This is a genomic window from Pseudomonas sp. NFPP12 (assembly GCF_900103205.1).
GTDB classification, from domain to species: Bacteria; Pseudomonadota; Gammaproteobacteria; order Pseudomonadales; family Pseudomonadaceae; genus Aquipseudomonas; species Aquipseudomonas protegens.
Map to the genome: position 1 here is coordinate 231,867 of NZ_FMWW01000006.1, position 20,355 is coordinate 252,221.

A 20,355-nucleotide genomic window follows, 5' to 3' on the forward strand; every position below is an offset into this window, starting at 1 on the left:
TGCCTTGAATGGGGCCGACGAAGAATTCTTGCCGCTTATTTACGGGGCAGCAGTTGCAGCAGGCGGCGGATCGCCTCCGGCAGTGCCACGGTCGCCGTGTCGATCTCGCAATCGGCCTGCAACGGCGCTTCATAAGGGCTGTCGAGCCCGGTGAAGTCCTTGATCCGCCCCTCCAGCGCAGCCTGGTACAACCCTTTGGGGTCACGCCGGGCACAGGTGTCAAAAGGTGTACTGACGTACACCTCGATGAATTCCCCCGGGCCGAACAGCGCGCGGGCGGCATCGCGCTCGGCGCGAAACGGCGAGATTGCCGACACTATGACCAGCAGGCCGGCGTCCACCATCAGCCGTGCCACCTCGGCCATGCGGCGGATATTCTCCTTGCGCGCCTCGGCCCCCATACCCAGGTCACTGCACAGGCCACTGCGAACGTTGTCGCCGTCGAGGACGAAGGTGTGCATACCCAACTCGTTGAGCCGCAGCTCCAACAGATTGGCCAGGGTCGACTTGCCGGCCCCCGACAATCCGGTCAGCCAAAGACAGCAGGGTTGCTGCTGCTTGAGGGCGGCCCGGGCCTCGGTGGACAACGACAGGCTGTAGGGACGGATTTGCGGGCATTCCAGCGGTACACAGGCAAGCTTATTCATAACCGAGCATCTCGTAGTCGCGTTGATAGACCCGGCGCACCAGGCGCCGGGTGCGTACCGAACAGATATCCCTGACGGGGGTGCTATGGCGCTGCTGGGTGCTGTTGACATGGGGCAATCGGGTCTGGACCTGCAACTGCTCGCACAGCAGTTGGAAATCCCGCTGCAGGTGCTCCTGATAGCCGACGAAATCCAGGGCCAGGCGGCCCAGGGAGTCGGTGAGAAAATCGCTCTGGGCAGCAAAGTGCATCTGCTTGTGGATGGTTTCCGGATGCAGCCAGCGGCCGACAAAGTCATCGAAGTCGCGGTAATGCCCTACCAGCGCCTGGGCTGCCTGGTCCCGTCGGCCGAGGCGATTGCCCCGCAGGAAAGCGTAGGCCGAGTAGGCGCGCTCCAGGGGATCGCGCACGAAGGCAAACTTGAAGCTGCTGGAAAAGGCCTGGGGAAACTGCTGCTCGTACCAGTACAACGGCAGGTGCCCGGGCATCCAACCGTCGAACAATGCCGAACAGATGCTGCTGCCCGCGCACTTGGGGACATGAATGAACAGGCAGGAGTGCCGGGAGAAGGCATCAGGAAAGCGCACATTGGCCGACATGGACTTGTTCACCACTTGGCGATCCACCACCGACAGGCGCCCAAGCAGGAAATTGCGCTGGGTCTTGGGTAATAACTTCCACACAAAGCGTTGCAACATTCTGCTACCCACGCGAGAGGGATGGCCCCCTCGATCTGTTCAAAGATTCAGGCGGGAACCATAACAAGCGGGAAACGCAGAATTATTTAGGCTTGGTCAAGACTGTAAGGAAGCGGCTACAAATGATGCCAAGGTGCCTTGCACACCAAGGCCCCGAGGAGCGAGCCAGCTCGCTCCCCGGAACAGGTCAGGCGATTCCGCTGGGCGCGGGCTCTTCCAGGCCCATGGCATGCAGCCGCGAGTAGTAGCCGTTCTGTGCGAGCAGCTGGGTATGGCTGCCGCGCTCGACAATCCGCCCCTGGTCCATGACCAGGATCAGGTCGGCTTTCTCGATGGTCGACAGGCGGTGGGCAATCACCAGGGTGGTGCGGCCCTTCATGACCTTGTCCAGTGCGGCCTGGATGTGCCGCTCGGATTCGGTGTCCAGGGCCGAAGTGGCCTCGTCTAGAATCAGCAGCGGGGCGTTCTTCAGCAAGGCCCGGGCAATCGCCAGGCGCTGGCGCTGGCCACCTGAAAGCAGTACGCCGTTCTCCCCTACCTGGGTATCCAGGCCTTCGGGCAACTGGGCAATGAAGTCCATGGCATAGGCATCGGCGGCGGCCTTCTCGATGTCCTCACGCGGCGCACCGGCCAGGTCACCGTAGGCAATGTTGTTGGCCACGGTGTCACTGAACAGCGTGACGTGCTGGGTAACCTGAGCAATATGCCGACGCAGGTTCAGCAGGCGGAAGTCTTCGACCTCGGTGCCATCCAGAAGAATCTGGCCCTTGTCGTGGTGATAGAACCGCGGAATCAGGTTGGCCAGGGTCGACTTGCCACTGCCGGAACGCCCCACCAGCGCCACCATTTTCCCGGGCTCGATACTGAAGCTGATGTCATCGAGCACCTGCCGTTCGGTTCCCGGGTAGGTGAAACTCAGGTTGCGCACCTCCAGGTGCCCATTGATGCTGGCGCGCTCGACGGTGCCGCGATCGACCTCAGGCTCGACGTCCAGCTGCTCGAAGATGCTCTCCGCACCCGCCACGCCTTTCTGGATCGTTGAGCTGACTTCGGACAGCTGGCGGATCGGCTTGGGCAGCAGACCGGCCATGGTGATATAGGCCACCATTTCACCGGCAGAAGCATCACCGCGCAGATACAGAACCAGGAACATCAGCACCGCCATGGCGCTGTAGATCACCAGTTGCAACAGTGGGGTGTAGATGGCGCCGGTACGGGTCATGCGCAGTTGCTTGTCGGTGTTGCCCTGGCTGGCAGCAAGAAAACGCTGCTGCTCATAGGTCTCGCCGCCAAAGCTGCGAACCACGCGATAGCCCTGGATGGTTTCCGAGGCAACGTGGGTCACATCACCCATGGCCACTTGGATCTTCTTGCTCTGCTTGCGGAATTTCTTGCTGGCGGTGCGGACCATGACCGCGATCAGCGGCAGGATGGCGATCATCACCAGGGTCAGGCGCCAGTTCATCCACAACAGCGAGCCGAACAGGAAAATCACGGTCATGCCTTCGCGGATCACCACCTTGATCGCGTCCGTCGCCGCCCCCGTGACCATGGTCACGTTGAAGGTGATACGCGAGATCAGGTGCCCGGAGTTGTGCTTGTCGAAGTAACGGTTGGGCAGGGTCAACAGGTTGTTGAACAGTTGCACCCGCAAATCGTGCACCAGCCCCAGGGATACCTTGGCCAGGAAGTAGTTGCCCAGGTAGGAGCCCAGGCCTTGCCAGGCAGCGATCAGCACGATCAGCAGCGGCACAGCTTGAAGCAACTGCATGTCGCGCAGATAAGGCACACCGGGAAACAGCACCGCCTGAGGGTTGGACAGGCCGTCGACGAAATACTTGAGGATGTAGCCGAGCATGGGCTGAGTCGAAGCGAAGATCAGAAACCCGACGATGCTGATGAGAAACAGACCAATATAGGGCCGCACATAGCCGAGCAGACGGAAGTAGATTTTCAAGCTCGAGGGGCTTGCGTCAGGACTGGAGTCGGTCATATCACGCGAATGTCGTCAAAAAGGAGGCTGACTTTAGCACAGCTTGTTCGCGGTACTGGCACTCCCATAGGCCCGAGTTTGTTCAGCTGACCAACGACACCGCCAGCCATTAGTCGTTATGATTGCCAGCTTAACTTCCGGGATGAACGTTCAAGCATGCAACCCAATGCCCTTCACAATACGGCCAATCGAGTATTCGATTTCATTTGCCTGTGGATTCTGCCGATCGGTTATCTACTGCTTCTCTGTGCGATGTTCTTCCTTCCGGGGCGCAGTGGATTGCACAAGCTGTACTACGGACTGTTCAGCATCCCGACGCTGATCGCGCTGTGTACTCGCCCCAGCGAACTGAAAAGCCTTCTGCGCGAACCTGTCTTCATCGCCATGCTGTTGTTCTGCACCTGGGCCATTGTCAGCCTAGCCTGGAGCCCTCCGGTGGACAGCGTGCTGGGGGAAATCAAGACCCCTCTGCACACCCTGATGCTGTTCGCCGGCTGCATGCTACTGGTTCGCTACCGCGGGGAGGTGCTACAGCCTCTGGTCTTCTGCGCTGCGATCGTTGCTCTCATCGCCTCGATCTTCAACCTGTACGTCTTCGCTCGATACCACACCCCCGAACTGCGAATGGTCGGCGCGGGCGCCTTTGACAACCCGCTGCTGAGCTCCCATGTCTTTGGGTTCTTCTGTGTCTACTGGCTGTGCCTGAGCATGAACTGCCGTCGTTACCAGATGCTCTGGCTGAGCGTTCCGGCACTGGTCGTCATGGTCGCCGCGCTGATCGCCACGGGCTCCAGAACGCCTCTGGTGGCATTGACCCTGGCGGCACTGTGGCTGAGCTTCATTAGTTGGAACCGTCGTTCGCTGATGCTGCTGGGCGGCATGCTGGCAGGCGGTATAGCCGTCGTTGCGCTGTTCTCGCAGATGCTTCTGGAACGGGGCAGCTCGTCGCGTTTCGATCTCTGGCGCCTAGCCCTGGAACAGATTGCCAACCACCCATGGATCGGCCACGGCTATAACGCCAGTCTATCCCTGGACCCCGGCATCGGCTTCCTGCTGCAAGAGCCCCATAACTTCGCCCTGGGCGTGCTCTACTATGTGGGCATCGTCGGCCTGCTGCCGTGGCTGTTCATGCAGGCCTGGGCCCTGTTCAAAAGCTGGCAACTGCGGGCCGAACCACTACTGATCCTGGCCTCGACCTGGCTGATGTTCGGCATTGGCGCAGGCCTGACCGAAGGCGGCGGGATTCTATCTCGCCCCAAAGAGCACTGGTTCCTGCTGTGGATTCCCCTGGCCCTGATCGCTGCACTGTGTATCAACCAACGTGCACGACGCTCACCCAGCCACCCGGTGGAGTCGCTCACCCAGACCGACGCCGACAATCTGATGGCCAATGCCCGGGTTATCGAGGCCGACGGCCTGGGTCCCAAGGTCCTGTGTCTTGACGACGGCAGCTTCCTCAAGCTGTTTCGCCCTCGCCGCTGGTACACCTCCGGCGGGTTCAATCCCTACTCCACGCGGTTTGCCACCAATAGCGAGCAACTGCGCGATCTGGGCATCACCACCCCGCAAATTCTCGGACTGTATCGTCTTGCCGACGGCAGCAACGCAGTGCGCTACCAACCGCTGCCCGGCCAGACTCTGCGCCAGAGTCTGCAATCGGCAAGCTCTGGCGACGAGCGTGCCAAGTTGATCAAGCGCTTTGGCGCCTTCATGGCCAACCTGCATGAGCAAGGGGTCTATTTCCGCTCACTGCACCTGGCCAATGTGCTGGTACTGGAAGATGGCGAGTTCGGGCTGATCGATCTTGCAGACCTGCGGATCTATCCCTCCTCACTGAGAAAGTCGCTGCGCCAGCGCAATGTGCGCCATATGCAGCGCTATGCCGAGGATTGTGGCTGGCTGTTCCTGGAGCATCTGGACGCGCTGCAGGCCGGTTACGCCCTGGACACCTCGATGCCCCTGGCCACCGGACTGCTGAAGCCGCTACCGGCGAATGACCTGCACCAGGTGGCTCGCTGATCCCTGCGCACGCACCTGTTCCATGACAGCTACACAAGGCTGCCTGGAACAGGTTCGGAAGGGATTAAACAGCGAGCGGTCAGGCTGAGCGCTGCCGGGCGTAGGCCAGGAAGCCGTCGATATCATCGCAGCAGAGCTTGTCGGCCAACCCGTGCAACTCAGCCTCCGGCCAGTCCCACCAGGCACTCTGCAAGAGTTGCTGGCGCTGCTCCTCAGGAAAGCGCCAGCGCAGGAAACGCGCCGGGTTGCCACCGACGACCGCATAAGGCTCGACGTCCTTGGTGACCAGCGCTCCCGCCGCGACAATCGCACCATGGCCAATGGTCACACCGGATAACAGCGTGCTGTTGGAACACAGCCACACATCACTGCCCACCCGGACATCGCCATTGGTCCCAGCGTAGCCACTGATGTGCGCGGCCTGAGGCAGCATGGCCGGGAAGGGATAAGTGGTGACCCAATCCGCTCGGTGGTGGCCACCGAGGAATATCTGCACCCCTTCGGCAATCGAGCAGTACGCCCCGATGCTCAGGGTCGAGCCCTCCTGCCAGTCATGCACCTCGGGCAAGCCATAGCTGCCACGCCCGATGCTGTAACCTGGATATCTCTGCTGAAAACGCACCACGCCGCGCTCGATTTTCGGCAGCTTGCGGATCGCACGCTTGGCGCGCTTCTCCAGAAAACGTTGAATCCAGCCCATGCTCCGGCGTCTCTTCAGTCTTTTTCCAGTGGAGAAAAATAAAGGCGGCCCAATCCACGCCAGGTTTTCTTGTTCCAGGCCTTGAACGGGATCTGTGCCAGCAACTCGCGCGCCAGCTTGCGATCCCGATTGGAAACCTTGAGGAACATCGAACTGAGGAACTTGTAGCGCACCTCGTCATACAGCGGGTGGTCGCTGAACAGGGCGTAGGAACGCAGGATGTTGTCGATCATGAACCGGTGGTTCTTGTAGGAGTTGGTGGCGTGCTTGCGATACCGCGCCATCAACACGTTCAAGCCATCGATGAAATAGCCGGCCCGGGTGATCTTCAACTCGATCAGCAGGTCTTCAAGGCGGATATTCGGATCGAAACCGCCGACCTTTTCCAGGGCCTCACGACGAATCATCAGGGTCGGAGCTGGCGGATAGGGCTTGCGCTCAAGGAACATGTCGTCGAAGTCCAGGCGTCGGAACGGCACGTCACGGCGCTGGCGCTTCTCGGGAAACAGGTTGCCGTCGCTGTCGATCAGCTCGATATTGCCCGCGCAGATCCCCACCTCAGGCTTGCCATCCATGTAGGCCACCTGAGTCGCAATGCGCTCGGGCAGCATGATGTCGTCGGAGCCGAAGGGCACGATCAGGCTGCCCCTGGACCGTGCAATGGCACCATTGAGAGTGTTGGTCAGGCCCTGATTCTGCTGGACCCGGAAGTCGAAGCCATGCTGCTCCTGCAGGCGCCGGATACGCTCGACGCTGTCATCGCTGGAACCGTCATCCACCACCAGCAGCTCGATGTTCGAATAGGTCTGATTAAGCACACTGAGAATGCTTTGCTCAATGTAGGGCGCGTGGTTGTAGGAGGCGATGATCACCGTCACCACAGGTTGCTGGTCTGTCATTACTGCCTCTTGCCCGCTTGACTCAAGCCGGAGTCGATCAATTGCCGGTACTCCTCGCGGAACACCTCGATATCGTGTTCTTTCTGCAGATAGGCATAGGCTTGCTGGCCCTTGGCGGCCAGATCCTCGTCGGACAGCCCCAGATAGGCATCCAGTGCGGCTACCAGCGCCGGTACATTGGCCGGCTCCACGGCCAGTCCGCCAGCCCCCTCGATCAGGGGCAGCATGGCCGGCACGTTCGAGGCGATCACCGGCAACTGCCCGCTCATGCCTTCAAGCAAGGCCAGGCCCAGCCCCTCGGCCAGCGACGGCATGGTCCAGATATCGAAGGCCCGCACGTATTGCAGGGCGTTCTCCTTGAACCCCAGCAGGTGAGCACGGCCCTGCAGCCCCAGGCGCTCGATTTCAGCGCGCAGATTGGCTTCCTCACGACCGGCACCAATGATTGCCAACTGAGTTTGCGGGTACTTGTCCTTGAGTTGAGCAAAAGCCTGCAACAAATAGGTATGACCCTTGACCGGCACCAGGCGGCCCAAGGCACCAATCAGACGCACATCGGGGGCCAGCCCCAGCAACTCTCGGGAGCGCTCGCGGGAATGCTGCAAGGCCTCTGCCTGTTCGATATCGATGGCGTTGGTGATAGCCCAGGTGTTCTGGTCGGTGAAACCGCATTGGCAATCGAGCAGGTACTCCTTGACGGCCGGGGACACACCGACAAAGCGCCAATGCCGATCGATCAGACGCTGGGTCTGGCGGCGCCGGTAAAGCCGGTCGTACTCACCGAAACCGTGGGAAATTCCGATGCACAACGGCACCTTCAACCAGCGATTGAGGGCCAGCATCATGTTTACCGGCTTGAAGCGGTTGCAGATCACCACATCGAACTGTTCCTTGCGGCAGAACTGATACAGCCGCCACATGGCCCGCAGGCGCATGCCCTTGAGGGATTGGTCGGAAAACTCGAAGTACACCGAATGCGCGGCGCGACTCACCGGATCGTTCGGCCCGGGGCGGCCCCGCAGGAACGCTGCGGTGACTTCGTAACGCTCGGCCGGCAAGGCCTTGACGATCTGCTCGGCGAGGTCGGCGAAGTCGTGGGATTTGACGTTGTAGTCCGGCTGCAACTGCAGGACCTTGAAGCGCTGGTTCATAACTATCCCCGGTGAAAACCTGTGGCATCGATGATCCAGGACGGCTCATTGGCCAGGGCTTGGAGCGACTGCGCATCCTGCTCCGGCAACTGCGACCACTCATTGCGCTTCCAGCACACAAAGTGGAAATACGGGAAACTGCGGTCGCCGTCGCGGTCATTGGTCAGACGCCCATCCTTCCAGTACCAGCGCGTCGGAAAATCACGGCTGCCGTCATGCCACTTGATGACTCCACCCGGCGTGCTGAAGGCCTCGGTGAACTCACTGCGGCGGCGCCATGGATTGAACTTGCCCACCAGCTTGAACAGCGGCTCCGGAAAATTCTTGCGCCAGAGGAAAATCCGACTGAAGGCTCCCTCATCCAGTGCATGGTGCTGCAGGTCGGTAAAGCGCTTCTGCCAATCCTTGATCTGCCTGAACAATTCACGCTTACGGGCGGTATTGCGTATCAGGCACAAGTGCCCGGCGACACGCCGTTCATGGGTGGAGAACAGGTCATACCCCGCCAGGCGGTCCGGAGTGAAATAAGCCCGCAGATCACCGTAGACCAGGTCGATATCGCCGAAGGCCCAGAAGTCGTAGCCCTCCAGACGATCAATATGGATGTACCCCATTGCCGGCCTGATATCACAGAGCTTGTAGGCCGCATTGGGCGCAAAGTCGATCTCCAGGCGCCGGGATACCAAAGCGCAGTACTCCGCAAAGCTCATGCTTTCAAGCTTGACGTTCGGCGGCAGATTGTCCGGGGTCCCGCAGTCGCTGAAAAAGAGCCAGTCGATATCCGGATTCCGGCGGCAGCTTTCGAGAAAAAACGGCATCCAGAATGGCCAACGCCCGAAGTAGGGCATGAGAAACAAGATTCGCGGGCGAGGATTGATCACAAAGGACTCACTGTCGGATTGGGGCTACAAAACGCCCCCATGGTTATGTCGGTTTATCGCTGTTGCAATAGCCAGAACAGCTCATGGCGTCTGACCGCCTTGCGAAAGAACTCATTCTCCCCCAGTGCCGAAGGCACCCTGCTGGCCATAAGCCATTGTATCGACCTGCGCAGGCGTCGCTTGAACGGCATTTTCGGTTGCAGGTCATGCATCATGCCCAAGGCCATGGCCTTGTCATACTGCTCGCCCTGGGACAGTGACAAGCACCAGGGACGCAACACCGCCGTCGACTCGAACACCGGCGGCAACGCAATGCCTGCGCCCGAGTCCCCCATGGGCCAGCGGTCGTTGTCATGCAGGTGATTGGCGTAGCCGAGGATGGTGGCCGGCTGCCAGGCCAGCCCTTCCAGGGCTTGCATGACCGCCTCGCGAGCACAGATGTGGTCGGGATGAGGGTCGAGCGTCGGGTGCGGCAGCACTATCACTTCAGGGCGCGCCTTGAGCAGCAGCTCGCGCAGGTCGGCCAGGAGATTGTTCCAGGTCGGCAACCCGTCCTGGTCGGCGGGCAGCGGGAATGGATTGAACTGGCGGAACAAGCGGATATCGCTCAGTTGCGCCTCGCGAGAGGCCACCGGCTGTTCAGGGGCTGCCTGCATGGCAGGCAGCTGCAGGCAGAAATAGCCCAGCTGCACGCAATGGGATTCAGGCACCCCGGCCCAGCGCGGCACAGTAATACTGTCCCAGGCCCGCAAGCGCCCCTTGATCCGCGCCGCGTCTGCCGGGTTCATGCCCATGGCCTGGTAATGCTCAGCCTCGATTTCGCCTGCGGTGAGGGTCACGATCCAGGCCTCGTCGGCCTGGCTGTACAGACCGAAGGCTGCCAACTCGGCATCGTCGGCATGGGGAGCGATCACCATCACCCGCTGGCGCCGGTAGTCGGGATCCCGCCAGAACATCAGTTGCGGCTGGATGCGCAGCCGACAGAAGCGCCCGCGCAACCTCAGCTCGCCACTGACCAGGGAACTGGCCAGGCCGCTGAGGTTGAGGTAGCGCAGTCCGTTGACCCCGCGCTCGAACACCTGACGATCGGCAAGCGGACCGCCAGACACCTCAACAGCCGGGTCGAGAAAACGTCCCAGCCACGAGCTCTTGACGTGCACGCCCAGAACCAGGGTTTCATCCCCGGCCAGCGCCAGCGGCGCCTCCAGCAACAGGCGCCCCGCTTCAAGGCGCACAGCGGCCTGCTGGGCATCGCTGCCGAAGTCGTAGCAGTAATCATCCTTGGGCGAATAGAACAGATGATCGGCAAACCAGGCTTCATGGGCCAGCCAGGCTAATACCGCCAGCAATACCGGCGCCCACCAGGCCACCAGGATGCCGACCACCAATAGCAGCACCAGCCCGATCAACAGAGCAATTCGTTTATTGCGCCGGTGGCGCTTGAGCAGTTGTTGCTTGCGACTCATGGGCTGACTCACACCTGGAAAACCGGCACAGGGTTGCACCAACGGTCCTTGTATTCACGGTCGGCACGACCAAAGGAGAAGCGCAGCGGCTTGTTCAGGGCACGGGCCTGTTCCCAGGCACTCTGGGTGTTGAGAAAACTCAACACACTGCCGGGGCTGAACTCACGGGTCTCGGGGTCTACCCCACCGTTCACGTACTCGACGCTGATCCACTCCGGCGCTTCGACCCGGTAAATCAGTTGCACGGCAATCGGCGCGTCGTTGAGGAAGATCACCGAACCGATCAGCAGCTCGCGCAGGCGCTCCAGCACCTCGGCCATACGCTCGGCACCAGTGGCGGCAAAGCCCCAGCGGCGCTGGAACAGGTCGCAGTAGATCGCCGCCAGCTCGGGGCTGCTGAAATCACTGACCGGGCGTACAACTCCGCCCGCCTCTTCCAGCAGGCGCAGCTCACGACGCTGGTTGTAACGAAACTTCTTCGACAGCTCTTCCGGCGTCCTGGCCATGGCCAGCTGTTCAGCCTGGGGCTTGAGGCCGGTCAGGCGCCCCTCGTTCAATGCGGACAGGTAACGCCCACGATGGCGCAACACCGCCTGTGCATCGGCAGCGGCGGGCAGGATCAGCTCGGCATTGCCGATATCGAACAGGCCCTTCTTGCCGGCCCGCTTGAGCACGTCCTTGGACAGCGCCAGGTCGCGCCCCCAGGTGGCAATGGCCGCCTGCAATTGGCCGTTGCGCTCCCAGGCCAGGTAGCGCACCGGGATCTGCGCCAGGTCCGCCAACTGCTCCACCACCAGGGGATGGGTTGCCACACTGCCACCGAACCGCTGCCAGGCATCGGCGTAGGTCGATGCGTCAATGACTGACCAGCCACGTTCGCGCCAGCCTTGAAATCGATTGAGCATCAGCCCCTCGCGGTCAGATCGGTGACTTGCGGCAAACGCCAGAATACGTCGCGTACAGCACGGTCGGAGAAGCGCTCGCGCAGGCGGTCGAGCATCAGCTCGGCACAGACCCGGCGCTGGTGATCGTCCATCGCGGCCAGATGCTGAAGCCCCTGGGCCATATGTTCAACGTCGCCCAGGGGGAACAGGATGCCCACCCCCTCGACCACTTCCCGGGCACCGCCACAGGCGGTGGCCAGCAGCGGCACGCCGGCGGCCATGGCCTCCAGCAGGACCATGCCAAAAGGCTCGTGGTCGGAGCTCAAGGCAAACACATCGAAGGCGCGGAAATAGCGTCGGGCCTGAGGCACCTGTCCGAGGAACAGCACGCGATCGGCAATCCCCAGCTCGCGGGCCAGGGACTTCAGGTCTTTTTCCAGACGCCCGGTTCCGAGAATCGCCAGTTGGCTGTGCAGCGGCAATTGCGGCAAGGCCGCGGCAAAGCCGCGCAGCAAGGTGGCCTGGTCCTTGTCCGGATGCAGGCGCCCGACGTTGCCGACAATCCAGGCATCGGCGGACAGGCCCAGCTCGCTGCGCGCCTGGGCAGCGTTCAATTGCTCGGCCTGCAGTGCCTCAAGGTCGATACGGTTGTACAGGGTCTGAATGCGCTGCGCCGGCCATTTCGGCAGGCAGGCACGCATGTCGTCACGCACCGCATCGGACACCCCGAGCAGGCTCAGGCGCTTACGGAACAGTTGGGCAAAGAGCTTGCGGCTGCCGCGCTTGTAATCGGAAAACGCATGATGGACACCGATCACCGGCAAGCCGGTGCCCAGCAAGGCGATATAGATCGGCTTGAAGCGGTGAGCGATGCAGAAGCTGAAATTGCGTGACGCGGCGATCTTGCGCAGGTCGCGGATGGCGCCCAGCTTCAGGCCGCGGATGGCCTTGGAGCTGTATTCCATGAACAGCACTTCATCAGACGCGCAGCCCGCGGCGACATCGGCATCGGCGGCCCCGGTGAGAAACACCGTGGTCACTCGATAGCCGCTGCCCGCGAACAGGTTGGCGTATTGCCGGGCACAGTCCAGGAACGGCCCGTCATAGCCGTGGCAGAACTGCAGCACATGGCGTTCAGCCGAGCGTGTCATAAGGGTCCACGCCGTCTTTGACCACCAGAATGTCTTCCATGATCAGGTACTGCAGGTCGGACCCGTAGAACATGTTCAGGGCATCGGTGGGCGAACAGATCATCGGTTCGCCACGGCGGTTCAACGAGGTATTCAGCGACACGCCGTTGCCGGTCAGTACTTCCAGGGCCTTCATCATGTCGTAGTAGCGCGGGTTGTATTCGCGCTTGAGCACCTGGGCCCGGGACGTGCCGTCCTCGTGGACCACTTCCGGTACCCGGGTCTTCCACTCTTCAGCCACTTCGAAGGTGAAGGTCATGAACGGCGCCGGGTGATCGACCTTGATCATCTGCGGGCCGACGGTGTCGAGCATCGACGGGCAGAAAGGCCTCCAGCGCTCGCGGAACTTGATCTGTTCGTTGATCCGGTCGGCCACGCCAGTGGCGCTCGGGCAACCAATGATCGAACGGCCGCCCAGGGCACGCGGACCGAACTCCATGCGGCCCTGGAACCAGGCCACCGGGTTGCCATCCACCATGATCTTGGCGATACGCTCCGGGGTGTTGTCGATCTGCCGCCAGGCTGGTTTGTTCGGGTGGCGGGCACAGGCCGCGATCACGTCTTCGTTGCTGTAGGACGGGCCGAGATAGACATGCTCCATCTTCTCTACCGGCACCCCACGGGCATGGGAAACGTAAGCTGCGGCACCAACGGCGGTACCGGCGTCGCCGGAAGCCGGCTGCACGAACAGCTCCTTGACCTCGGGACGGGCAATGATCTTCTGGTTCAGCTTGACGTTCAGCGCACAGCCGCCGGCGAAGGCCAGCTTGCCGGTTTCCTTGAGGATGTCGCCCAGGTAATGGTCGATCATCTGCAGGGCCAGCTTCTCGAACAGTGCCTGCATGCTCGCCGCGTAGTGGATGTACGGCTCGTCGGCGATGTCGCCTTCGCGCTTGGGACCCAGCCACTCGATGAGTTTTGGCGAGAAGTAGAAACCCTTGCCCTTCTCTTTGTAGCGACGCAGGCCGATGACGTTGGCGTAATCGGTGTTGATCACCAGCTCGCCATTTTCAAAACTGGCCAGGCGCGAGAAATCGTATTTGCTGGCATCGCCGTACGGCGCCATGCCCATGACCTTGAACTCGCCGTCGAGCATCTCGAAGCCGAGGAACTCGGTGATCGCGCCATAGAGGCCGCCCAGGGAGTCCGGGTCGAAGAATTCCTTGATCTTGTGGATCTTGCCGTTTTCGCCGTAGCCGAAGAAGGTGGTGGCGTACTCACCCTTGCCGTCGATCCCGAGGATCGCGGTCTTCTCCGTAAAGCCCGAGCAGTGGTAGGCACTGGAGGCGTGGGCCAGGTGATGCTCCACCGGCTCGATCTTGACCTTTTTCGGGTCGAAGCCCAGTTGTTCCAGGCACCAGACGATCTTCTTGCGGTAGCGCTTGTAACGACGGTTGCCCATCAGGATCGCGTCCAGGGCGCGGTCCGGGGCGTACCAGTAGCGCTTGGCGTAGTGCCAGCGAGCCTTGCCGAACAGGCTGATCGGGGCAAACGGAATCGCGACTACGTCAACGTCGGAAGGCTTGATCCCGGCCTGCTCCAGGCAGAATTTCGCCGACTCGTAGGGCATGCGGTTCTTTGCATGTTTGTCGCGCACGAAACGCTCTTCTTCAGCGGCGGCAATCAGCTTGCCGTCGATATACAGGGCCGCTGAAGGATCATGGCTAAGGGCGCCGGACAGGCCAAGAATCGTCAATGCCACAGGGGTCTAGCCTCGTTTAGTCTGCATGCGGGCGCGATGCGCCTTGAAAATGAAGTGTGCTCGCAAGGGGCGAGAAACAACGAAAGGGCGGGATTATAACGTAAAAGCAGGTGCAAGCCTCTAGCGGCGAGCGCCAAGCCTGGGTTGGCACCCACCGTGCGCCGTGGCCGCGGCGCAGGCAGCGGCCATGGGTCGCAGGTCAGGCCTCGGCGCCCTGGGCCGTCTTGGGCAGGCGCTGGTCAATCACTTGATACAAATTGCTGTCTTGCGGCCAATTGCGCATGAATCGTGCGCGATCACGGGCATAAGCCGGGGCAAAGCTGCTCAGGCTGGAGTGCTGGCACATGGAGTCGAGGTCTATCAGCGCCCAACGCCCCTCTTGCCAGAACAGGTTGTGGCCCTTGAAGTCACCATGGCTGATGCGCTCCTTGATCAGCTCGGCAAACAGCTGGTCCAGCGCCAGCAATTCCGGCTCCGGGGCTTGCCCGCTGTCCACGAAGGGTGCAAAGCGCTCGATGATGTCCGGCCCTGGCAGATGCTCGGTCACCAGGTAGGCGCTGCGCCGCAGCCACAGGAAACGCCGCTCCAGCAAGGCCAGAGGCTTGGGCGTGGCGATGCCCAGGAACGCCAGGCGATTGCCTTCGCGCCAGGAATGCCAGGCCCGGCTCGGGCGCCAGAAGCGCTTGAGCCAGTGAGCAAAGCCCTTGATGTTGTAGCGCTTGATCACCAGCGGCCGGCCCGCAACCTCGACCCGCCCCACACTGGCCGCGCCACCGGTCTTGTACAGATGGCCCTGATCCAGCAGGGCGTCGGCCTGCTCCAGCACCGGCAGCATCGCCGCCTCTTCCTCACGGCGGATCGCGCGCAAGGCGAACGGGCCGCGCTGCACGCTGAACAGCGTGCATTCGCGGCCGACCTTGTTGAGAAAGTCCCGCAGGCGCCAGCCCCGGACCTTGTTCACCTGCTTCTGCAGGGCTTCCAGGGGCAAGGCATGCTCGGCGTTGCTCAACAGGTAGTGCACCAGCAACTCTTCGGTGAACGGCTCCAGGCTCTTGGGCAACTGGGCGAAGAATACCCCGAGGTTCTCCAGGACCTTCTGCCGGGACAGGGGCTTGCCCGCCTCTTCGACACAAATCCCCGCCCCATCGATCAAATACAGCCGGCCATCATGGCGCAGCAGATTGTCCAGGTGCAGGTCCGATTGCCATAGGCCCTTGGCGTGCAACTGGCCGATAGCCCCGAGGGCCTCGGCCAGTACCTCAGCCTGCTCGTCGGCCAGCACCGGCAAAGCTTCCACCTGCTTCCAGGCGTCGCCCAGGCTTTGTGCGCCCTGCAGTAACTCGAACAGCAGCCAGCCGCCCTCGCCTTCCTGCAAACCGTCCGCCAGCAGCAAGGGCGTCGTCAGCCCTTGTTCTGCCAGCAGGCGCACACCCTGCAATTCTCGCTGGAAATGCCGAGCGGCCTTGGAGCCCACCAGCAGCTTGGCCAGCACCGGACGCCCGCGCCACACCCCGGCCCCCACGTAACGCTGCCCCGGCAGCACCCGCAGCAGGCTCAGCAACTGCAATTGTGCCGGGCCCGCGGCGTCCGCCAATTCAAGGCTCAAGGGCAGCGTCGGGCTGCGCCCGCTGTTCTTCAGTTCGGACAGGCGCATCAGCGTGCCCCCTTGTGGCTGCGCCGAGCACTGAGCCGCGCCACCCAGTCATCCACCAGGGAGCTGTCCTGAGGCTGGCCCACATAGGCCGCCAGCAGGCTGCGTACCTCATCGCCGCTCCACACCGAAGCCCGGCGCAGCAATGGTTCCAGATCCTTGACCCGATCACGCTGGCCAAACAGCAGGGGCCGGGTCTTTTCCAGGTCGATCAACTGCGCCTGATACCCATCGCCCGCGGCCCGCAGGAAAATATGCTTGGGATAGAAACAGCCATGCACCTGGCGCAAGCCGTGCAGCTGCCGGGCCAGTTGCCCGCAAGCCTGGAGCACCGCCTGCCGCTGATGCTCGCTGAGCCGGTCCCACTGCAACAGCAGCGCATCCAGGTCATCCCAGCCATCCAGGGCCCGGGTCACCAGGATCGCCCGGGACTCGCCATCGACCTTGCGCATACCGAAGAACACCGCTTGCAAGGCCGGAATGCCCAACTGCTGGTAGCGGCGGATATTGCGAAATTCACGGGCGAAACTCGGCTCGCCAAAGGGCCGGTGCAGGGTCCGGGTCAGGTAGTTGGTCTGGCGCTTGAGGTAGAACCCCTGCCCTTCCACATCCAGGCGAAACACACTGCTGCTGCCGCCACGACCGGTATTGGGTTCATCCACCGCTTCCAATTGGGTGGCCCACAGCTGGTCGAAAGTGCCGAGGCCATTGCGCTCCAGCAGCGCACGCTCCTCGGACGCCAGAAAATCAGTCATTCACGCCCCTCGAAAAATCTCACCACGTGGCGAATACGCTCCTTGTCGGCGGCACTCAAGTGATCACGCTGACGGTATTGCAGGTAGAAACGCAGGCGCTGGGTGGCCGACAGATGGTATTTGGCTACCTTATCCAGACAGGCCAGGTCCTTGGTGATCCGGTACTTGAGCCAGAAGCCACGCCAGAAATCACCGTTCGGACAGTCGATCAGGTACAACCGGTCCTGGTCGTCGACCAGCAGGTTGCGCCACTTCAGATCGTTGTGGGTAAAGCGGTGGTCATGCATGACCCGGGTACAGGCCGCCAACTGGCGGCTGACGCCATCCACCCAACGACGGTCCTTCAGACGCAGGTCGTTGCGTTCGGCCAGCACCGAGAGATCCTCGGTACGCGGCAGCTCCCGGGTGATCATCGCCCCCCGGGAATAGGCCAGGCAGCGACGCTCCAGGCCCCAGGCCACCACATCGGCGGTGGGAATGCCCCATTTGGCGAAGCGCTTGAGGTTCTGCCACTCGAACTTGACCCGGGGCTTGCCCAGGTAGCGCCGCAGATTCTTGCCGGCGCCGGTATAGCGCTTGACGTAATAGTTGACGCCACCACGCTCGACGCGGATGACCTCGGACAACGGATCCCGGGTCAGGTGCTCGCCCTGCAGGGCAAACACCGCTTCCAGACTGCCGAAATCCTCCGCCAACGCCTGATAGGCCGGGTCCAGGTTCCAGCTCGCCATCAGAGTGCATCTCCGTACCGTTGCTTGCGGGCGTAGAGCTTTTCCGCCTTGCCTTCGAGCCAGGCCAGCAGTGCGCCCTCCTCGGCCAGAATCTGCCGCAACGGCTGCTGGAAGTAGCCCTTGAGAAAGCGCAGCTTGTCGCGGCGCGTCAGGCCGATATCCAGGGCCGAGAAATACAGCGCCGCCAGATCCTTGTTGCGCCAGCGCTGAGTGATCTTCGGCCGGGTCTGGGCCCGGTGCAGGTCGATCACCGAGAGCTTGAGCCCTTCGGGAGTGACAGGCCGATCGGTGTGCAGCAGGAAGTGGCAGATATAGCAGTCGCGGTGGTTGACCCCGGCGCGATGCATCATGCCGGTCATGCGCGCTACTTCGGCGATCAGCGCGCGCTTGAGCGCAGGCGCCGGCGGCTGCTTGACCCAGTCGATGCTGAAATCTTCGAGGCTGACGGTCGGCGCCAGTTCCTCGGTGACGATGAACGAATGCTGGTCTGCCGGATTGGCCCCACGCTCGCCGTAGGCCACGGCGGTCATGGTGGGCACGCCCACCTGATGCAGGCGCTCCAGGGCCCGCCATTCCTGGCCGGCGCCGAGCACCGGCAGTTTGGCGGTAACCAGGTTCTTGACGATCTCGCCCCAGCCGATCCCACGATGGATCTTCACGAAATAGCCGCGGCCGTCGACTTCCGTACGCAAGGTACGGCGCGCCTCCAGCTCACGGTAGACCTGGCCCTTCAGGCCCTCGACGGCGTCGAACGCATCGCGTCCGGCCCAGAGGCTCTTGAAGGGTTCGGCAAGCATCAACTTCATCGGTGTTGCTCCGCCAGAATCACATCCGCAGCGTGCTGCGGCATGCTGTAAAGGTCGGCCGTCTCGGCGAACGCCAGGCCATTTCGGCTCCAGGTCGCGCGTGCAGCATCGTCGGTCAACATGGTGGTGAGGTATTGATTGAGCTGCGCCTGTTCCAGCGGCTCATCCAGCACCAGGCCGCTCTGGGCCTCGGCAATGTAATGGGCATAACCGCAGACCGCGCTGACCAGCACCGGCAGGCCGGCCACCAGGGCCTCCAGCAATACGGTGCCGGTGTTTTCGTTGTAGGCCGGGTGAATCAGCAGGTCGGCGCCCAGCAGGAACCGCGGGATATCGCTGCGGCCCTTCATGAACTGCACCTGGTCGCTCAACCCCAGCGCAGCACTTTGCACCTGGAATACCTTGGGGTCGTCCTGGCCGATTACAAACAGCCGGGTGCGTTTTTTCAGCGCCGAGGGCAATGCCGCCAGGGCCTTGAGGCTGCGGTCCACACCCTTGGTCTTGAACCCGGAACCGATCTGCACCAGCAGCAGGTCGTCATCCTTGAGCTTGAATTCGCGACGAAAATCCGCCCGGATCTCGGCGGCGTTGGCCGGTGCCCGGCGGTCCTGGGCGATCCCCGGCGGCAGCAGGTGGAAGCGCTCCAGCGGGGTGTCGTAGTGCTTGATGAACAGCGGCTGCTGGACCTCGGAGATCATCAGGATCTCGGTCCTGGCGTCCTTGGCGAACACCGCGCGCTCGTACTCGGCAAAGTGCCGGTAACGGCCCCAGCGCCGGTACAGGGAGTGCCGCAGGTTCTGTGCCTTGTCCTCGAAACAGCCGTCGGCGGCGTAGTACACATCCAGCCCCGGCATCTTGTTGAAACCCACCAGCCGGTCCACCGGGCGCTTGGCCAGGTCGGCCTCCATCCAGGCGCTGAGCTTTTCATTGCGACGATGGTTGAACAGCGCCTTGACCGGCGCCACCAGCACTTCGAAACCGGGAGGGACATCGCCTTCCCAGATCAGGGTGTAGACACGGATCTGATGCCCGCGCCGCTGGCACTCCAGGGCGATGCGCATGAAATCGCGCTGCAGGCCGCCGAAGGGGAAATACTTATAAAGGACAAAAGCCAATTGCATCAGCGCGGCTCCTCAGCCAGTAACAGGGTGCTCAGTCGGCTGGCGACACGCTCGGGATTCAGGCGAGTGAAGCACAGCGGCCACTCGCGCTTGAGGTCATAACGCTGCTGGTCCACAGCGGTGGGCTGATAGGTGCATTTCTTCTGCAGGCACGGCGCGCACGGGAAGTTGCTGCCCAGGTGGATCTGCACCCGGCCATAGGCGCCGGTCAGCCCCGGGTTGGTCGGCCCGAACAGTGAGATGGTCGGTACATCCAGTGCCGCGGCGAGGTGGCCCAGCCCGGTGTCCACGGCCACGCAGGCCTGGGCATCGGCCAGGACCTTGGCGACCCCGGCCAGGTTCAGCTTCGGCAGCACCGTGGCGTTTTTCAGGCCGCTGGCGATGCGCTCGGCTCGAGCCTTTTCCGCGGGGTTGCCCCAGGGCAGCTTGACCTCGACGCCAAGCATGCCCATGCGTTCGGTCAACTCGCGCCAGTAGGCCTCGGGCCAGTGCTTGGTGTCCCAGGTGGTGCCATGCAGGAACAGCACGAAGGGCTTCTTGCGCGGCAACTCCACGAGTTTTTCGACGTTCAGGCCATAGTCGCCCAGGCCCTGGGGCAGGTCGTAGCCCAGGGCCACGGCGAACAGTTGGCGCACGCGCTCCACCGCGTGCTGCCCACGGGCCACCGCCAGGCGCCGGGAATAGAAGCGTGAAGCCAGAGGCTCGCGGGCCGAGTTCTTGTCCAGCCCAGCCACCGGGGCACGCACGTAACGGGTCAGCCAGGCACTCTTGAGCAGGCCCTGGGCATCGATCACCAGGTCGTACTTGGTCGAGCGCACGCTCTGCTTGAAGCGCCGCCACTCGCCACTCTTGATGGTCTGCCAGATGTTCTTGCGCCAGCGACGGATCGCCACCGGTATCACCTTGCCTACCGCCGGATGCCAGGTGGGAATTTCGGCAAAGCCCTCTTCCACCACCCAGTCGAACTTGATCCCGGGGATGGCTCGCGCGGCATCGGTAAGGGCCGGCAATGCATGGATCACATCACCCAGGGAGGATGTCTTGATCAACAGTACCCGCAAC

General features: G+C 62.3%; 18 protein-coding genes. 1 reads left to right on the top strand and 17 read right to left on the bottom strand.

Features of this window, described 5'->3' with window-relative positions; all coding sequences use genetic code 11:
- Positions 1-35: 35 nt before the first annotated feature.
- The 3 genes from cysC to msbA form a co-directional block, all read right to left on the bottom strand.
- Entirely contained in the window at positions 36-647 is a 612-nt protein-coding gene (gene cysC / locus BLS75_RS25930) for an adenylyl-sulfate kinase (protein WP_072452043.1), read from the bottom strand.
- On the bottom strand, positions 640-1,344 hold the full coding sequence (locus tag BLS75_RS25935) for a sulfotransferase family 2 domain-containing protein (protein ID WP_072452044.1): 705 nt from the start codon (positions 1,342-1,344) through the stop codon (positions 640-642). The genes cysC and BLS75_RS25935 overlap by 8 nt, the downstream gene beginning before the upstream one ends.
- Before the next feature lie 187 nt (positions 1,345-1,531).
- Positions 1,532-3,337, bottom strand: a complete 1,806-nt coding sequence (gene msbA, locus BLS75_RS25940) for a lipid A export permease/ATP-binding protein MsbA (protein ID WP_072452045.1) — start codon at positions 3,335-3,337, stop codon at positions 1,532-1,534.
- A 156-nt stretch (positions 3,338-3,493) separates the two neighbouring features.
- Between msbA and BLS75_RS25945 the strand changes: the two genes are divergently transcribed.
- Positions 3,494-5,356, top strand: coding sequence for an O-antigen ligase family protein (locus BLS75_RS25945; protein ID WP_072452046.1), 1,863 nt, complete (start codon positions 3,494-3,496; stop codon positions 5,354-5,356).
- Between the two features lie 79 nt (positions 5,357-5,435).
- Here BLS75_RS25945 and BLS75_RS25950 read toward each other — a convergent pair whose 3' ends face one another.
- The 14 genes from BLS75_RS25950 to waaC form a co-directional block, all read right to left on the bottom strand.
- On the bottom strand, positions 5,436-6,056 hold the full coding sequence (locus BLS75_RS25950) for a CatB-related O-acetyltransferase (RefSeq protein WP_072452047.1): 621 nt from the start codon (positions 6,054-6,056) through the stop codon (positions 5,436-5,438).
- A gap of 14 nt (positions 6,057-6,070) precedes the next feature.
- Complete coding sequence (locus tag BLS75_RS25955; RefSeq protein WP_072452048.1) at positions 6,071-6,955, bottom strand: glycosyltransferase; 885 nt, start codon at positions 6,953-6,955, stop codon at positions 6,071-6,073.
- Positions 6,955-8,106: a glycosyltransferase gene (locus tag BLS75_RS25960; RefSeq protein ID WP_072452049.1), complete on the bottom strand. Its 1,152-nt coding sequence runs from the start codon at positions 8,104-8,106 to the stop codon at positions 6,955-6,957. Before BLS75_RS25960 ends, BLS75_RS25955 begins: the two co-directional genes overlap by 1 nt.
- Positions 8,107-8,108: 2 nt before the next feature.
- On the bottom strand, positions 8,109-8,987 hold the full coding sequence (locus tag BLS75_RS25965) for a DUF6625 family protein (RefSeq protein ID WP_072452050.1): 879 nt from the start codon (positions 8,985-8,987) through the stop codon (positions 8,109-8,111).
- A gap of 53 nt (positions 8,988-9,040) precedes the next feature.
- Positions 9,041-10,453: a PIG-L deacetylase family protein gene (locus tag BLS75_RS25970; RefSeq protein ID WP_072452051.1), complete on the bottom strand. Its 1,413-nt coding sequence runs from the start codon at positions 10,451-10,453 to the stop codon at positions 9,041-9,043.
- 8 nt (positions 10,454-10,461) lie between these two features.
- Positions 10,462-11,358, bottom strand: coding sequence for an antimicrobial resistance protein Mig-14 (locus BLS75_RS25975; protein WP_011058893.1), 897 nt, complete (start codon positions 11,356-11,358; stop codon positions 10,462-10,464).
- On the bottom strand, positions 11,358-12,488 hold the full coding sequence (locus tag BLS75_RS25980; protein WP_072452052.1) for a glycosyltransferase: 1,131 nt from the start codon (positions 12,486-12,488) through the stop codon (positions 11,358-11,360). Before BLS75_RS25980 ends, BLS75_RS25975 begins: the two co-directional genes overlap by 1 nt.
- A complete protein-coding gene (locus BLS75_RS25985) occupies positions 12,472-14,229 on the bottom strand; it encodes a carbamoyltransferase family protein (protein ID WP_072452053.1) in 1,758 nt (585 codons plus the stop codon). Before BLS75_RS25985 ends, BLS75_RS25980 begins: the two co-directional genes overlap by 17 nt.
- Before the next feature lie 199 nt (positions 14,230-14,428).
- A complete protein-coding gene (locus BLS75_RS25990; RefSeq protein ID WP_072452054.1) occupies positions 14,429-15,883 on the bottom strand; it encodes a lipopolysaccharide kinase InaA family protein in 1,455 nt (484 codons plus the stop codon).
- A complete protein-coding gene (locus BLS75_RS25995; RefSeq protein ID WP_072452055.1) occupies positions 15,883-16,635 on the bottom strand; it encodes a lipopolysaccharide kinase InaA family protein in 753 nt (250 codons plus the stop codon). Before BLS75_RS25995 ends, BLS75_RS25990 begins: the two co-directional genes overlap by 1 nt.
- The gene (locus tag BLS75_RS26000; protein WP_072452056.1) at positions 16,632-17,366 is read right to left on the bottom strand and encodes a lipopolysaccharide kinase InaA family protein; all 735 of its coding nucleotides are present in this window, start codon (positions 17,364-17,366) and stop codon (positions 16,632-16,634) included. The genes BLS75_RS25995 and BLS75_RS26000 overlap by 4 nt, the downstream gene beginning before the upstream one ends.
- Complete coding sequence (gene rfaP / locus BLS75_RS26005; RefSeq protein ID WP_065364866.1) at positions 17,366-18,172, bottom strand: lipopolysaccharide core heptose(I) kinase RfaP; 807 nt, start codon at positions 18,170-18,172, stop codon at positions 17,366-17,368. The genes BLS75_RS26000 and rfaP overlap by 1 nt, the downstream gene beginning before the upstream one ends.
- Positions 18,169-19,293: a glycosyltransferase family 4 protein gene (locus tag BLS75_RS26010; protein WP_072443892.1), complete on the bottom strand. Its 1,125-nt coding sequence runs from the start codon at positions 19,291-19,293 to the stop codon at positions 18,169-18,171. The genes rfaP and BLS75_RS26010 overlap by 4 nt, the downstream gene beginning before the upstream one ends.
- Complete coding sequence (gene waaC, locus BLS75_RS26015; protein ID WP_011058885.1) at positions 19,293-20,354, bottom strand: lipopolysaccharide heptosyltransferase I; 1,062 nt, start codon at positions 20,352-20,354, stop codon at positions 19,293-19,295. The genes BLS75_RS26010 and waaC overlap by 1 nt, the downstream gene beginning before the upstream one ends.
- Position 20,355 lies beyond the last annotated feature (1 nt).

Excerpts from the sequence above, each read along its gene's own strand:
- cysC (WP_072452043.1), bottom strand. The coding sequence starts at position 647 with ATGAATAAGCTTGCCTGTGTACCGCTGGAATGCCCGCAAATCCGTCCC.
- BLS75_RS25935 (WP_072452044.1), bottom strand. The coding sequence starts at position 1,344 with ATGTTGCAACGCTTTGTGTGGAAGTTATTACCCAAGACCCAGCGCAAT.
- msbA (WP_072452045.1), bottom strand. The coding sequence starts at position 3,337 with ATGACCGACTCCAGTCCTGACGCAAGCCCCTCGAGCTTGAAAATCTAC.
- BLS75_RS25945 (WP_072452046.1), top strand. The coding sequence starts at position 3,494 with ATGCAACCCAATGCCCTTCACAATACGGCCAATCGAGTATTCGATTTC.
- BLS75_RS25950 (WP_072452047.1), bottom strand. The coding sequence starts at position 6,056 with ATGGGCTGGATTCAACGTTTTCTGGAGAAGCGCGCCAAGCGTGCGATC.
- BLS75_RS25955 (WP_072452048.1), bottom strand. The coding sequence starts at position 6,955 with ATGACAGACCAGCAACCTGTGGTGACGGTGATCATCGCCTCCTACAAC.
- BLS75_RS25960 (WP_072452049.1), bottom strand. The coding sequence starts at position 8,106 with ATGAACCAGCGCTTCAAGGTCCTGCAGTTGCAGCCGGACTACAACGTC.
- BLS75_RS25970 (WP_072452051.1), bottom strand. The coding sequence starts at position 10,453 with ATGAGTCGCAAGCAACAACTGCTCAAGCGCCACCGGCGCAATAAACGA.
- BLS75_RS25975 (WP_011058893.1), bottom strand. The coding sequence starts at position 11,358 with ATGCTCAATCGATTTCAAGGCTGGCGCGAACGTGGCTGGTCAGTCATT.
- BLS75_RS25980 (WP_072452052.1), bottom strand. The coding sequence starts at position 12,488 with ATGACACGCTCGGCTGAACGCCATGTGCTGCAGTTCTGCCACGGCTAT.
- BLS75_RS25990 (WP_072452054.1), bottom strand. The coding sequence starts at position 15,883 with ATGCGCCTGTCCGAACTGAAGAACAGCGGGCGCAGCCCGACGCTGCCC.
- BLS75_RS25995 (WP_072452055.1), bottom strand. The coding sequence starts at position 16,635 with ATGACTGATTTTCTGGCGTCCGAGGAGCGTGCGCTGCTGGAGCGCAAT.
- BLS75_RS26000 (WP_072452056.1), bottom strand. The coding sequence starts at position 17,366 with ATGGCGAGCTGGAACCTGGACCCGGCCTATCAGGCGTTGGCGGAGGAT.
- rfaP (WP_065364866.1), bottom strand. The coding sequence starts at position 18,172 with ATGAAGTTGATGCTTGCCGAACCCTTCAAGAGCCTCTGGGCCGGACGC.
- BLS75_RS26010 (WP_072443892.1), bottom strand. The coding sequence starts at position 19,293 with ATGCAATTGGCTTTTGTCCTTTATAAGTATTTCCCCTTCGGCGGCCTG.